General features: G+C 65.7%; 13 protein-coding genes. 8 read left to right on the top strand and 5 right to left on the bottom strand.

All coding sequences use genetic code 11. The features are described from left to right. The 3 genes from ACYVKA_RS05025 to ACYVKA_RS05015 form a co-directional block, all read right to left on the bottom strand. Positions 1-1,023: tyrosine-type recombinase/integrase (locus ACYVKA_RS05025; protein WP_460703473.1), on the bottom strand; the 1,023-nt coding region annotated here is incomplete at its 3' end. 69 nt (positions 1,024-1,092) lie between these two features. Further along, on the bottom strand, positions 1,093-1,515 hold the full coding sequence (locus ACYVKA_RS05020) for a recombinase family protein (protein ID WP_460703487.1): 423 nt from the start codon (positions 1,513-1,515) through the stop codon (positions 1,093-1,095). Positions 1,516-1,586: 71 nt separating this feature from the next. Beyond that, positions 1,587-2,372 carry a hypothetical protein gene (locus tag ACYVKA_RS05015; protein ID WP_460703471.1) on the bottom strand — a complete coding sequence of 262 codons (786 nt, stop codon included), beginning with the start codon at positions 2,370-2,372 and terminating at the stop codon, positions 1,587-1,589. Between the two features lie 527 nt (positions 2,373-2,899). Here ACYVKA_RS05015 and ACYVKA_RS05010 point away from each other — a divergent pair. From ACYVKA_RS05010 to ACYVKA_RS05000, 3 genes are all read left to right on the top strand, one after another. Further along, the gene (locus tag ACYVKA_RS05010; protein WP_460703469.1) at positions 2,900-4,147 is read left to right on the top strand and encodes an AAA family ATPase; all 1,248 of its coding nucleotides are present in this window, start codon (positions 2,900-2,902) and stop codon (positions 4,145-4,147) included. Positions 4,148-4,386: 239 nt separating this feature from the next. After that, positions 4,387-4,932, top strand: a complete 546-nt coding sequence (locus ACYVKA_RS05005; RefSeq protein WP_460703467.1) for a TIR domain-containing protein — start codon at positions 4,387-4,389, stop codon at positions 4,930-4,932. Further along, on the top strand, positions 4,932-5,594 hold the full coding sequence (locus tag ACYVKA_RS05000; protein WP_460703465.1) for a DUF4231 domain-containing protein: 663 nt from the start codon (positions 4,932-4,934) through the stop codon (positions 5,592-5,594). Before ACYVKA_RS05005 ends, ACYVKA_RS05000 begins: the two co-directional genes overlap by 1 nt. On the opposite strand, the gene ACYVKA_RS04995 is transcribed toward ACYVKA_RS05000, so the two are convergent. Continuing rightward, positions 5,539-5,961: a recombinase family protein gene (locus tag ACYVKA_RS04995; protein ID WP_460703463.1), complete on the bottom strand. Its 423-nt coding sequence runs from the start codon at positions 5,959-5,961 to the stop codon at positions 5,539-5,541. The genes ACYVKA_RS05000 and ACYVKA_RS04995 overlap by 56 nt on opposite strands. A gap of 204 nt (positions 5,962-6,165) precedes the next feature. Here ACYVKA_RS04995 and ACYVKA_RS04990 point away from each other — a divergent pair, with 204 nt between their 5' ends. Beyond that, positions 6,166-7,914: a DUF2813 domain-containing protein gene (locus tag ACYVKA_RS04990; RefSeq protein ID WP_460703461.1), complete on the top strand. Its 1,749-nt coding sequence runs from the start codon at positions 6,166-6,168 to the stop codon at positions 7,912-7,914. Further along, a complete protein-coding gene (locus ACYVKA_RS04985) occupies positions 7,911-9,527 on the top strand; it encodes a UvrD-helicase domain-containing protein (protein ID WP_460703459.1) in 1,617 nt (538 codons plus the stop codon). The genes ACYVKA_RS04990 and ACYVKA_RS04985 overlap by 4 nt, the downstream gene beginning before the upstream one ends. Positions 9,528-9,846: 319 nt before the next feature. On the opposite strand, the gene ACYVKA_RS04980 is transcribed toward ACYVKA_RS04985, so the two are convergent. Next, positions 9,847-10,641 carry a transposase gene (locus ACYVKA_RS04980; protein WP_460703457.1) on the bottom strand — a complete coding sequence of 265 codons (795 nt, stop codon included), beginning with the start codon at positions 10,639-10,641 and terminating at the stop codon, positions 9,847-9,849. Between the two features lie 461 nt (positions 10,642-11,102). Here ACYVKA_RS04980 and ACYVKA_RS04975 point away from each other — a divergent pair, with 461 nt between their 5' ends. From ACYVKA_RS04975 to ACYVKA_RS04965, 3 genes are all read left to right on the top strand, one after another. Next, positions 11,103-11,699 (top strand): hypothetical protein, encoded by a 597-nt coding sequence (locus tag ACYVKA_RS04975; protein ID WP_460703455.1) that lies wholly within the window; start codon positions 11,103-11,105, stop codon positions 11,697-11,699. A gap of 150 nt (positions 11,700-11,849) precedes the next feature. Continuing rightward, a complete protein-coding gene (locus ACYVKA_RS04970) occupies positions 11,850-12,011 on the top strand; it encodes a hypothetical protein (protein WP_460703453.1) in 162 nt (53 codons plus the stop codon). Positions 12,012-12,157: 146 nt separating this feature from the next. Next, complete coding sequence (locus ACYVKA_RS04965) at positions 12,158-14,281, top strand: catalase (RefSeq protein ID WP_460703451.1); 2,124 nt, start codon at positions 12,158-12,160, stop codon at positions 14,279-14,281. Positions 14,282-14,364: the final 83 nt, after the last annotated feature.

Genomic DNA, 14,364 nt, shown 5'->3' with positions numbered 1-14,364 from the left:
GTTCTGATGGCCAAGGAGCTTCTGGACCACATCAATCGGAGTGCCCGACCTCGCCCACGCGGTTCCCGCGGTGTGCCGCAGCATGTGCAACCGCGCCTCAACACCTGCTCGCTGCGCGACCCGGCGCAAGCAATTTCGGGTGTTTTGGTACTTCATAGGAGAGTCCCGGCCGGTGGTCGCGTACATGTTGAGGAACACGAAAGCCGAGCAAGACTGAGGAACGAGCCGATCGCGCTCGTACTGATAATCACGATAGGTTTCCACGACCGCGGATCCGACGGGGACGCTACGCGGATAGTGGCTCTTCGCCAGCGCGTTGTTGTCATTGACCCGTCGCCGCACGTGCAAGTGGGCACCCAGAACCGCGCAACCCAGAGCCCGTGAATCCGGCAGGAAGTGCAAATCTTCCCGGTGCAAGCCCAACGTTTCACCAACCCGCAAGCCGGTCTCGACCATCAACTGAATCAAGAACAGGTCTCTGATGTTGCCGGCCGCGGCAAGAAGCGCGTTTACCTCATCCTCGTTCAGCGCTTCCGGCGGCCGAGTGACCTCCTTGGCCTTGATCACCTTGGCCGTGACGATCCGCTCTACACCGCCTTCGCGGCGCGGCATCCCTCCAGGCAGAAACCGTAGATGCTTCACCTCGACAAACCTGTCAACGACAACGGACTCGATGAAACCCGCCCGAGCACAGAAACGAAAAAACTCAATGACGGCAGTGATGTGCGCGTTCACTGTCTTGCCTGTCCGTGTTCGTCCCGCCGGCGTCGGCTCCGCCTCCAGCGTCCGCTTGTACAAAACGAGATGGGGCAAAGAGATCCTCGACCAATCCACGCCCTGCACGTGACACCAGTTCAGGAAACGGGCGACGCGAGGAACATAAGCCCGGACAGTATTTAGGCTCGCGCCACCACCATCAAGGTACAAGGCGAACTGGGTGACCTCATCGACCGGATCCAGGTTGTCATCGAGTACCAGCCACGTGACTCTGCCGTCGACAGGACCAATCGCCTTCTCGACCATCAACGGTCCATCCACATTTCGGAATGTAACCCACGTCACTCACTTCGTGCAGGATATCGGCGAGACACGTCAGCACGCGTGTAGCAAACCCACGTCACTCACATCGGGTCGCGGCGTGTAGATAAGCTCGCGGATCATGGCACGCTCGAAGGCGGCGACTGAGCCCATGACCCCCAGGAGCAGCCTTCCGGTCGGGTCAGACTCACCGGGGCGGAAGGACAGCCCCTCGCGCAGGAACCGGACGCTCACCCCTCGGTCGGTCAGCCCGTCCACCAGCGCGTGCAGGTCGATCACCGACCTAGCCAGCCGGTCCATGCTGCTCGCCACCAGCGCATCGTCCTCTCGGAGGTGGGCCAGGAGAGCGGCAAGTCCGGGGCGGTTTGCGGTCCCTCCGCTGCACTGGTCCTCGAAGATGCGGTCAGGCTCACCCACGGCCTCGCGGATGCTCTGGTGCTGCCGCGCGACGTTCTGGTCTGTGCTGCTCACCCGCACATACGCCACAGTTTGTCCGGTCACGATCTAGACCTCCCCTTCAGTTCTGTCCATCTATGCCACTACCGACCTCAGCCGGACGGCTGTAGTTGCCGTCCGGTGCCGTCCATCGAGCACACCCCAGACGGACACGGGACAGGGGCGTGGGCGCCATTTCTTTCGCGACCTTTGCAGTCTTGGCCGTCAGGATCGCCCCCAGAACGTCGTCCAGGTCGTCCGCCGCCGCGATCCGCGTCGCATCGATGGCCATCCCCCGCACGCTCGGCACCGTCTAGCACGGCTCCAGCGGCAACCTCGGCACGCTCGCGCAGCGCCGCCCCGGCCAGCGTCCGCCAACCCCCGGTGCCAATCTGGAGCAAGTCCTCCAGCGTGCGGATGGGTGTATGGGGGTTGCTGGCCAGGGCGCGTGCGATTGCGAGATCACGTCTGCGGTCCAGTTCGGCGGCCATCACCTCCAGGGTCTCGGGCGGAGTGGAGGTGTGCTTGGAAACGGCCACCCGCACCGCCTGGTCCTCGTCCATGCTCAGGGCGTCCAGCGTCGCAGCGGTGCAAGCGGGGTTACTGGCGAGCGATCGCCTCAACCTCGCAGTCTCGTCCCCCGCCAGCGCGGTCTCGACCTCCTCGGTCAGCGGCCCTCGGGCGGCAGCCGCGCGCACGGTCGGGCTGGGATCGAAAGCAGCCTCGGGGTGCTCGTCGGTCATTGCGGCCCGCTCGGCCACGGTGGCGGCGCAGAAGGCGCGGTCCGGATCGGTCTCTAGGCCCCTTTCTCGCATGCGGGCCTCGCGGCGGGCAGCGCGCCGAGCCGCGGGATCGCAGCAGCCGCAGCGGCGTTCGCCATGCTCATGGTCGCCGCACATGGTGCATCTCCTCGTACTCAGTGGTGTTGAGCCCGCAGGTAGCCACGCGCGCGGCGCGTGCTAGCGGGACAAGAAGGCGGAGGGTCTTCGAGAGGTTGTCCGCAGCCTCCTGCGGTATCGCGGGGGCGATCCGGCTCCGCGACTCATCGATGTCGATGACGACTGGTTCCGTTGCCATGGGTCCTCCTGATCAGCAAAGCAACTATGTATGATGATACTACAGAATCGTCAAACAGACTAGGTTTGAGAACCATGACAGCAGCACGGTCCGTCCAGGCCACGCTGGATGAGGAAACCGCGCAGATGCTCGCGGACCTCGTGGAGACAAGTCGCCTATCCCGGTGGCGGTGGGTGCGCGGGGCGATCCGGGCGGCGGCTGCCGACCCCTCGGTGGCAGCGGCCATCGTGGCGGCGGCTCCGCCGGAGCAAAGGGGTGGCACTAGGCCAGGAACGGGCGGGAAGCGGGCAGGGGCCGGAAGGCCTCGAAGGCAACCGGGGTCGTCAGAGGCGAGTGGAAAGGTAAGGCCATGAAGCGAGTGGGAAAGCATGCGGCGTGGGGCGCCGCGCTCGGGTTCATCGTCGTGAGCGTCTTCGCCACGGGCGAGATGCTGGGGGACGCCAGCCGAGAGGGAGTGCCCCTGCCAGTCACCCTGATCCTGGCCATGGCGATGGGCGGGCTCCTGGTCGGCGCTCCGGGTGGAGCGGTGCTCGGAGGGCTGGTGGGTGCGCTCCGGCGCAAGTCCCAGCCGGGAGGTGCGGCTGGGACCGCCCCTGCTGCTGATACAGGGACCGCCGCACCGCTGTTCAACCGTCCCCCTCAGCAGCCTCAGCCTCCCCTGTCCCGTCCGGAACAGGCAACGGGACCCGCACCCCTGGCGCCCATCGCACCAGCGCCAGAGCGCGAGATGCAGCCCGGGCGCGTCGACCTCTCCGACCCGCAGCGGCTGAACCGCGTGCTCGCCCGCCTAGATGGCCTGATCGGGCTGGAGCCCGTCGCGGAGCAGGTGCGGGCCGTGGCGAATCGCGTCAATTTCGAGGTGCAGCGCGCGCAGGCGCTCGGCGTGGAGCGTAGCGAGATCGGGATGCACGCTGTCTTCACCGGCCCTCCGGGGGTCGGCAAGACAGAGGTTGCGCGCGTCTGGGGTGAGGTCCTCTGCGCGCTCGGGCTGCTCCCTACGGACCGTGTGGTTGAGGTATCCAGGCAGGACCTCGTGGCACCTCACATCGGGGAGACCGCAGGCAAGACGCGCGGGAAGTTGGAGGAGGCGCGTGGTGGGGTCTTCTTCCTCGATGAGGCCTATGCGCTCGTCCCCAGCACGACCCAGGACTTCGGCCCCGAGGCGGTTGCGGAACTGCTCGCCTTCATGGAGAACACCCGCTCGGACCTTTGTGTGATCGTCGCGGGGTACGAAAGTGAGATGCAGCAGTTCCTCACCGTGAACCCCGGCCTCGCGAGTCGCTTCTGCGAGACGATCAAGTTCCCTGCCTACGACGCGCCCACGCTGGTGCAGATCACTGCGAGCATGGCGGGCCAGGGACAGGACTCCTTCACCCCAGAGGCTCTGGACGTGCTGGAGCGTGGCTATCGGCGCCTCGTCGCCGCACCTCCGCAGGGCTGGGCGAACGCGAGGAGCGCGAGGCAGATGCTCGATGCCGTAAGGACCGCTCGGGCGGGGCGCGTCGGAGGCTCCGCTCTATCCCGTGAGGCGATGACCACGCTCACCGAGGCCGACGTGCAGACCGCTCTCGCGAAGAAGTACCCGCAGGCCGTCTGACCCTCTCACGACGCACGGCAGAGGCCCCGTATCGCCCGCCTGGATCGCCAGGGGAGCGGCTCGGGGCCTCTGCACTTTCATGCTGCGTCTCGCCGCCCGCCGGGCGCAAGGGCGGGAGGGGCGCCAATTCTCAGCGGACCTTAGGAGTGGGCCCGGCGCGTCCCTGCCTCGCGGGATGGGTTGACTCCTAGTCTTGGCGCAGGGTCGGCAACGGGGCAGGCCCTAGAGGAGGGCGTCTCATGGGACTCGGTAGCCACACCCGTCGCAAGTGCTTCATCTCGTATCACCACGATGACGAGTCCGAAGTACAGCAGTTCATCCAGGACTTCGATCACGATCAGGACGTTCTCATCGCGCGGGGCATCGGAGCCAGCATGGCGGGCGACATCATCAACAGCGACAACGAGGACTACATCAAAGCGAGGATTCGGGAGAAGTACCTTCGGGACACGACGGTGACCATCGTGCTAGTGGGCAAGTGCACATGGGCCCGAAAGTTCGTGGACTGGGAGGTGGCTGCTTCGCTGCGCAACACCCCTACGGCCAGCCGGAGCGGGCTGCTGGCCATCACGCTGCCCTCTGCCGCTGACTACTACGACAAGCAACTCCCCGCCCGTGTTGCGGACAACGTGGACGGGGAGGATGGGTACGCCCGATGGTGGAAGTACCCGACCAGCGCCAGCAGCCTGGCTAGTCTCATCGAGACCGCTTACGAGGCGCGCAGCACGCGTGCTTACCTGGTAGACAACACCCGTGACCTCCGGTCCTACAACTCCTCTTGCTGATGGCCCGACCTCTGACTGACGCCGACCTCCCCGGATTCTGGCAAGACGCGGACAAGGCGTCTGGAAGCGGGCAAAGGTGGACTCTGCGCTTTGAGCAGATGAGGCTGGGGGGCAGTGTCGTGGCCGCGCTCGGAGCAGTCTTCTCGCTTCGGGCGGGACGTCTCGATCTCGCGGCAGCGATCATCCTCGGAGGTTTCACTTTGGCGCTGATCGCAGAACTCGCCGGCTGGGCACGCAAGCCGGAGGAGCAGTGGTATGACGGTCGCGCACTCGCGGAATCGGCAAAGACGCTGGCCTGGAGGTATGCCGTCGGTGCCGACCCGTTCAGGGTTGATCTTGACTCGTCGCAGGCTCAAGCAATCTTGCGCGAGCGACTGGCCAAGATTGGGAAGGAAGCATCCGATCGCATCACGATTACCTCGCCCGGCCCACTCGTAACCCCAGGGATGCAAGACCTTCGAGATAGTGACTTCGAGGGGCGCAGAAGCGCGTACGTCACAGGTCGAACCGAAGATCAACAGCAGTGGTATGCGAAGAAGGCTGAGGTAAATCGAAAGCGGGCGACTGGTTGGAGGATCGCCNCGTGCAGGATATCGGCGAGACACGTCAGCACGCGTGTAGCAAACCCACGTCACTCACATCGGGTCGCGGCGTGTAGATAAGCTCCTGGATTAGAGCACGTTCCATCTCTGCGAGCGCACCGAGCACTGAGAAGATCATTCGCCCCCCGGCAGTGCTGGTATCGAAGCCCTCCGTGAGGCTACGGAAGTGCACGCCCCGATCTCGCAACAAGTCAACGACTTCCAGCAGATGGGGAAGGGACCGCCCTAGTCGATCCAATCGCCAGACTGCCAAAGTGTCACCTGTGCGGAGGTAGTCCATGCACGCTGCCAACTCCGGTCGGTCCGTTTTGGCTCCCGAGGCAGCCTCCTCGAAGACTCTCTCCACGCCTGCTGCCTGGAGGGCGTCGCGCTGGAGGTCCATGTGCTGATCTTGGGTGCTCACGCGGGCGTATCCGATGAGTGCCATGGTCCGAGTCCTTCTCTTGTCGGGTGCTTCACTCTCACCGTCTCAGAAGCCTCTGACACTCTGGTTTCGGGCGTAGATACCGGACACGGGTTCTGAGACGCCGAATCGACCGCTCAGCCCTTGCGCGTGGCGGTGCTTCACTAACGGTCGTTTTCGGGCATGCTTGCCACGTCGGTCGTCAGTCGTCAACGAGGAGGTTGGTCAATGTTCGTGCGCCGCGTTCGTGTGCAACGGTTCCGTGGCTTCCAGTCGGCGGACTTGCGCCTCAACGGACACGTCGCCCTCATTGGTGAGCCAAGGGCTGGGAGATCCGACCTCCTCTTGGCCTTGCGCAGAGTCCTGCACCCGAGGAGCACCAGCGCGCGGGTTGACCCGCTCGACATTCATCACCCGGTTACGGACTCTCTGACCGAGGTTGAGGTCACGCTGACCAATCTTGGCGACGACCTGGAGCAGTTGCTTGACGCAAGGCTGGAGTTGCTGAACCCGGAGAGCGGCCTCCCCGCCACGAAAGATGATGAGTGTGAGCCCGAGTTGGGTGTTCGTCTGTGTTACCGCGCCCGGTATGACGACGAGACTGACACCGGTGAGCACTGGGTGGATTGGGCGCGAGACAGCGACCCAGACAACGACTCCTTCGCTCGCGCGCGACGGGTGGAGCGCGAGGCGCTGCCTGTCGCATGGGTCCAGAGTGAGGCACCGCTCCAGGTGCGGGTTGAGGGCGCGTTCCGGGGGCTGATGGACGACGCCCGCCCGGACGCGGTGCGGGAGGCACTCGACGGGCTGATGGGAGACGTTGAAGAAGCCACAGAGACCTTCAGTCAGAGCGAAGCCGTCTCGGAGACCGTCACGGAGGTCCTCGACGCCGGGGTCACAGCGCTCCTCGGCGTCGATGACCCGGCTGACGTGTCCTTTGTCGCTGAGGACGGTTCGCTGGCCGGGTTGCTGCGCGCCCTGCGTCCCGCCTTGGAACTCGGTGAGGGAGGGATGCTGCCGTTAACGAGTCACGGCTCGACTGCTCGGGCGGTCGTGGCGAGTGCCGAGGCAGTAGCCGCCGCTAAGCGGGCCTCCGATCAGGGGTTAGTGGTCATCGCCGATGACTTCGATGACACCCTCGACGCTTCGGGAGCAGAGCACCTGGCGCTGCGGCTCGGGAGGGCGTCCAGCCAGACCTGGATCAGCACCCGCAGGGCGGATTCGCTCCGAGCGTTCAAGCCGGAGGAGATCGTCCGTCTCACCCGCAGTCACGGCTCGCGCGAGCAACACCGGCTGGCAACCTCGTCAGACAGGAAGGTCAGGCGCGCTCGCCGGGACCTGCTGCCTCACCTTCTGGCAGCGTGCACCAGCCGTACTGTTGTGCTTCTGGAAGGGCCGCACGATGTCGAAGGGCTACAAGCGGTCGCGCGAAGGATGGTGTTGCTCGGGCACGCGGAAGGTGACCTATCAAGCCGTGGCATGAGGCTGTTGAGCGCTCCAGGAGAGACGGGCGGCAAGGACAGGCTGGCGGACCTGGCGCGGCTCGCAATCGAACTTGGCTTCCATGTGCGCGCCGTGGTGGACAACGATTCTCCGGGGGCGGACGAGGACCTTTACACGGAACTGGAGGACCTGACCGAGCAACTCATCGTGTTGCCGGAACGGACTGCTATCGAACGGGCGCTCGTCCATGGGCTGGACGCGCTCGCGCTACGGAGAGCGATCCGGGGCATCGTCGCGGGCTACGGTCTGGTGCCATCCGATTGGGGCTTACCCGATCTGGCCGACCTAGACACGACAGATGGCACCACTCTCTCGGGGGCGGTGCTCGACCGGAAACTGCTGAAGAGGAAGCCTGGACTACACGCTCCGTGGGTCGAAGCGCTTCCCAGGGGCCATGTCCCACCTATCGCGGCGGCAGTACTCAGGGAACTCCATGACGGTTCGGGCGGTCGAGTGGACCTGAGCGACCGATGAACTTCGAACCGACGACTGAACAAAGACCTGTCATCGACTCGACGCTACCTCTGATGGTCGTGCTGGGAGGCGCGGGCACAGGCAAGACCACGACTGCATGCGCCGCCGCTCGTGCTCATCTGGAGCGTCAGGATGGACCCGACCGCGTGCTGTTCCTCTCGTTCTCGCGTGCGTCTGTGAGTCGTGTGCTCCAGCGCGCACGGGGTGTCGTCGGGCCCTGGAGCCCTTTCGTCGAGGTGACCACATTCCACGCCCTGGCGTGGTCAATCGTCCGTCGCTTCGGGGCGATCTTGGGGCACGAGAACCCGGTTCTGAGACCGCCCGCCTACCACAGACTCTTGAACGAGCCAGAGTCACTGGAGTACGACGACCTAATTCCCGTGGCGTTGAAACTGATCGAAGCGTCCGAGGCTGTGCGTCAGCACGTCGAGCGTCGCTGGGGCTTGGTCATCGTGGACGAGTTTCAGGACACCGACACGTTTCAGGCGCGTCTAGTCGATGCTGTCTCTCCCCGATCCCGGCGCATCCTCCTAGGCGACCCCAATCAGTGCATCTACACCTTCCGCAGCGCAGACGGAGTGCACCCTGAGCGGATTAATGAAGCCGCTCGCGAGGCCGGCCCTGACGGGGTGGTGACCTTGCCGCCCGCCTCCCACCGAGACCCAACCGGGCTGATCCCTGCAATCGCTGAGGCGATCATGCGCCGTGACTTCGAGCATGATGCGATCCGTACGGGGCTGAGTACCGGTCGGCTCGCAGTCGAAAGTGAGATTGACTCACAGCATGAGGCGGAGACTGTAGCCGCTCGTGTGCGTGCCCTGACTGAGGACGGACTCAGCGTCGGGGTCTACTGTCACCACAACGACATGCTCGCCTCCCTCTCAGACGGCCTCAACGAAGAGGGCATCGACCACGACATCGCCGGGCTCTCCGACGCCATGAGCCTGGCGCTCCTGGCCCAGGTGGAGATGTGCAGGTATGCCCAGGGCCAGAGTCCATGGAGCGATGTTGTGCAGTCGCTTGCGGTGTTCGTCGCCAGTGCGCAGAAGGGTTCGCATGTCCCGCGCCTAGCCCGCGACATCATGGAGGGCGGGGGTTCAACGATCCTTCAGGCACGGCTCACTGACATCCAAGACTCGCTCAAGGATGCATCTATGGACAGCGCCGCGAAGATCGCGCGACTTGCCCACTCAGACATCGGGCTGCCGAGCAAGGGTCGCGCCTGGAGTCAGGCCGGTAAACTGCTACTCCCGATGGTTGCGCGGGCGAAGCGGTCACGCGGCGACCGAGGTGGAGTGCTTGCTCTGGCACGTGAGGCAAAGCAAGCGGCATCCGGGCTGTTGACCGACGTTGCCGACGATCCAGGCGAGGTCCAGTTGATGAACTTGCATCAGACAAAGGGCCGTGAGGCCGATGCGACCATCGTCATCCTCCGAGCGACCGACTTCTTCGGCAACCGCGAGCAGCCCCCATACGTGAACACGAGCCGTCTGCTCTACGTTGTATTCTCACGCGCGCGATACCGAGTCGTGCTACTTCTCGTGGGCCATGGACACCCAGCCCAGGTCGCCCCATTGACCAGGCTTTCGAGCATGCAGCCGAATACGGACTAGGAACAACTGATATGGGTGTGGGTTTTGTCAAGAGGGCAGGACGAGGCGCCACCAGGCTGGATGTTTGGTGGCGCCTCTCCTTGTGTTGACCCGAAGTGGTTTTGACGAGGGGTTTCGCGTGTCTGTCGACGGCGATGTCAGTCTGATATTCGCGGGTTGGTTACCGCAGGACGGTGCTTTCGGCTCGGAACGTCACGCGTGTCTAGAGTCGAGCGTCGCCGCCGGTCAGGGCGGCTGCTCATAGTTGTATCGCGGGTCGTTCCGGTCGCTGCGTCACCCCTCGCCGGCCGGTCCTCGGGCCAAGTTTGTGGCCTCGGGTTCAGTCCTCGAGGACGGCGAGCGACCAGCACCAGCCGGCGAGTTCGCGGGCGATCGCGGCGTTGGCGACGATGGGTCGCTTCTTGCGCTTCTTGAACTGGTTCCAGCGATGGTTGAGGCGTCGGTTGCCCAGGTCTCCGCGGGCCCGGGCGGCCGGGGAGGCGAGGTCCCAGCGGTCGCGGATCGTCTTGCCGGGGACGTAGCGGTGCTGGTGATGCCAGGCGGCCTCAACCAGGAGTCGGCGCGCGTGACTGTTGCCGGTCTTGGTGATCGGCCCGAGCGAGCGGGACTGGCCGGATGAGTTCTCCGAGGGGATCAGGCCGACGAACGAGCCGATCGAGTTGCCGGTGAACCGGGTCCAGTCGCCGATCTCGACCGCCAACCCGAACCCAGTCAGGGTGGAGATCCCGCGCAAACAGCCGAGCCGACGGACGGTGTCGCTCCACGGACTGTCGGCAGCCATCGCGGCGATGCGTTCATCGAGACGATCACGGCGGGCCGTGATCGTGATCACACTGTCGTAGGCTTCGTCGAACGCGGCCTGAACCAGGGGCGAGTCGAAGCGCTGCCGCTTGAGCCAGGCGTCGTGGGCGCCGACCCAGGCCTGCCCGCCCGAGTAGACGATCCCGTGGCGCAGCAGGAGCTTCGAGAGCCGGTGTCGGGCTCGCATCAGATCACTGCGGCAGTCCTCGCGGGCGCGGACGAGGTCGCGGGCAGCTTCGGTGAGCTCGTCGGGGACGGTGACCGCCGAGTACGCATCCAGCCGCAACTGACGGGTGTTCGGCGTCGATCGCATCGGTCTTCACGCGGCTGCCTGAGGGGCGTTGCAGTTTGGATGGGGCCGCAACGACCGTGCTGATGTCACTGGCCAGCAACGTCCTGGCCAGGCCATAGCCGGTTGGGCCGGCTTCATAGATCGCCGCCGCTGGTCCGGGCAGGGCCTTGATCCATGCCGTCACTTCGGCGGGGTCGGGGCAGAGTCTTGCTTTGAAGATCTCGCCGGTCTGGACGTCCATGGCATGCGCCACGACGCTGCGGGCATGCACGTCCAGGCCAACACTCGTACGCTCGGTAAACAACCGGGGCCTCCCACGTATGTCGGAAAGGCCAGACAGGACGCCCCTGTCCGGCAACCCACGAATCGTTGCGCGGTGAGGCCCCGGCCTGCCAGAGCTTCACCCCCGATCGGGGTCACCCATACCGTCTAGCGACACACCGCACCCACCAAGAGCCTCGACAACCCTTCCGAGGAGACACATGACCCTCAAGATCGGCGGCACTGCCGTCACTCTCAGCGCGGCGGGAGTCGCCGCACTGATGGGCCACCTGCCCGCGTGGCTCGTGATCGTGCTCGCGCCGGTGGCAGTCGGCGCCTTGCTGGCTTGGACTTGGCTGTCGGACGGTGAGACCCGCCGGCAGCGGCACTTCGCCAAGCAGTCACCCGAGACGCAGCACGCGCTCATCGCACGCGAGCGCCGGATTTTGTCAGGCGCTTTGCATGACGAAGTCGAACAACGCGCTGTCATGCCACGACCATGCTGTGCCGGGCTTGGCTCAGGCGGGCTGTCAGGGGCGATGGTGTTCCAAGCGGGGAAGACCGGGGTTGGGTCCAGCACGTCGGCCCCTTGTCCCCACTGGCTGGCAAGTCGTTCCGCACCACCCAGGATGAAACGGTGCGAGCTCCCTTCAGGGTTGGTCCGTGAGGAATGGAAGGGTCGTGCGCAGGTACTCCTGGTGGACGATCGGCTGGTGCAGTACGAGCACGGGCGGCGCGCGATCAGCGAGGTGCACGCCGACGGCTCCACGACCGTGCTCACGGACAGCTTCGACGGCCGTCGGCTGACCCCCCAATGACGTGACGGTGGCCCGCGACGGCGCCATCTGGTTCACCGACCCCATCTTCGGGATCAGCAAGCCCCAGGAGGACTACCCGGCCACGCCGGAGCTTGACCACACCAGCGTCTACCGTCTGGACCCGTCAGGACGGGTGGAGCGGAGGGCCGGGTGTGGAGCAGCGCCGACCGTGCCGTGCACGTCCACGACGCCGATGCGTCGCACCTCGCGGAGATCCCTGTGCCCGGCACGGTCTCCAATGTGGCCTTCGACGCCGACCGCCGGATGCTGTTCATCACGGGCGACGAATTGTGGGGCCTTCGCCTGGGCTGATCCCGACCGAGCCCCGAATCTGTCCACCGACAGCTGAACACGGCCCCCAATCCCCTTGGGGGTGTGGCCTGCGGGGCATCTTCGCGCCAGTGTGGGAGGCATAGCGACTGCTGTCTCGGCTCTGACGAGCCACGGAAGGATCGATGATGACTCCCACGCCCGACGAGTACACCCCCAAGTACCCGGCCCAGCCCGCCGCGGACAATCCCGTCACCCTCGACGACCCGACCGGCCAGGGTGGCGAGACCCACCAGCAGGCCACCGGCACCGACGATGTCCTGACCGACACCCAAGGCCACCCGGTCGCCACCAACCAGAACCAGGTGACCGCCGGCAACCGCGGCCCGGTCGCGCTGCAGGACCACATCTTTCGCGACAAGATCTTCCACTTCGACCACGAGCGCATCCCGGAGCGCGTCGTGCACGCTCGCGGCTCGGGCGCCCACGGCGTCTTCGAGACCTACGAGAGCCTGTCCGAGCTGACCTGCGCCGACATCTTCCAGCGCGCCGGGGAGAAGACCGAGGTCTTCGTCCGCTTCTCCACCGTCGCCGGCAACAAGGGCTCCTTCGACCTGGCCCGCGACATCCGCGGCTTCGCGACGAAGTTCTACACGCGTGAGGGCAACTGGGACCTGGTGGGCAACAATGCCCCGGTCTTCTTCGTCCAGGACGCCTTCAAGTTCCCCGACCTGGTGCACGCGGTGAAGGAGGAGCCCGACCGTGGCTTCCCGCAGGCCCAGAGCGCCCATGACACCTTCTGGGACTTCGTCTCGCTGATGCCCGAGAGCACCCACACGGTGCTGTGGGCGATGAGCGACCGCGCCATCCCGCGCTCCTTCCGCTTCATGGAGGGCTTCGGCGTGCACACCTTCCGCTTCATCAACGAGGCAGGCGAGTCGCACTTCGTGAAGTTCCACTGGAAGCCGCTGCAGGGCATGCAGTCGGTCACCTGGCCCGAGGCGCTCAGCATCAACGGCGCCGATCCCGATTTCCACCGTCGCGACCTGTGGGACTCGATCAGCGCCGGCGACTTCCCCGAGTGGGAGCTGGGCGTGCAGGTCTTCGACGACGCCTTCGCCGACTCCTTCGACTTCGACATCCTCGACCCGACCAAGATCATCCCCGAGGAACTGGTTCCGGTGCGCCCGATCGGCAAGATGACGCTGAACCGCACCACCAGCAACCACTTCGAGGAGACCGAGCAGGTCGCCTTCATGACGCAGAACATCGTGCGCGGCATCGACTTCACCAATGACCCGCTGCTGCAGGGCCGCAACTTCAGCTACCTCGACACGCAGCTGAAGCGCCTGGGCTCGACCAACTTCACCCAGATCCCGGTCAATGCCCCCAAGTGCCCGATGCACAACTTCCACCGCGACGGCCACATGCAGACCCAGCAGCATGCCGGCCGCGCCAACTACGAGCCGAACTCGTGGACCGGCGACGACCGCGGCCCGCGCGAGAGCCCCGAGAAGGGCTACCAGCCCTTCCAGACCCCGGTCGACGGCACCATGCGCCAGACCCGTCCGGAGTCCTTCGCCGACCACTACTCGCAGGCACACCAGTTCTACGCCTCGCAGACCCCGGTGGAGCAGCAGCACATCGTCGACGCCTTCGTCTTCGAGCTGAGCAAGTGCGAGGTGCCGCAGATCCGCACCCGCATGCTGGGCAACCTGCGCAATGTGGACGAGAAGCTGGCCCAGCAGGTGGCCGACGGCCTGGCCATGGAGCTGCCGGAGGCCTCGAAGGCTGCGGTGGCCCCGCGCCACGACCTGGATCCGTCGCCGGCGCTGAGCATCCTCAAGAACGGCCCGAAGGACTTCGGCGGCCGCAAGTTGGGCCTGCTGGTGGGCGAGGGCACCGATGCCAAGCAGTTGAAGGCGCTGGTGGCCGAGGTCACCGGCGTGGGCGGGCAGGTGGAGGTCATCACCCCCGCCGTCGGCGGGGTGACCCTGTCCGACGGCGCCAAGCAGCCCGGCGGGCAGTTCATCAAGGGTGTGAAGGCGGCGCTCTACGACGCCGTCGCCGTGCTGGTCACCAAGGAGGCCGCGGCCACGCTTGCCGACATCCCGCAGGCGCGTGACTTCGTCACCGAGGCCCATGACAACTACAAGGTGAGCGGCTACACCGCCGATGCCTCGGCGCTGCTGGTGGCGGCCGGCGTGAAGCCCGACGAGGGCTGGGTGCTGCTGGAGGATCCGAAGGCGGCGGTCAAGGCCTTCGGCACCCTGCGCTTCTGGGAGCGCGACGTCACCGCACCTGCCAAGTGAGCTGGAACCATCGGCTGACGTGACCGTCGGTTGGCGGCGAGGCCCCGGGGAGTCCGACTCCCCGGGGCCTCGCCGCGTCCGCT

Source organism: Luteococcus sediminum, assembly GCF_054783495.1.
Note: the sequence above shows the minus strand (reverse complement) of the source record. Positions and strands in the feature narration are given on the sequence as shown.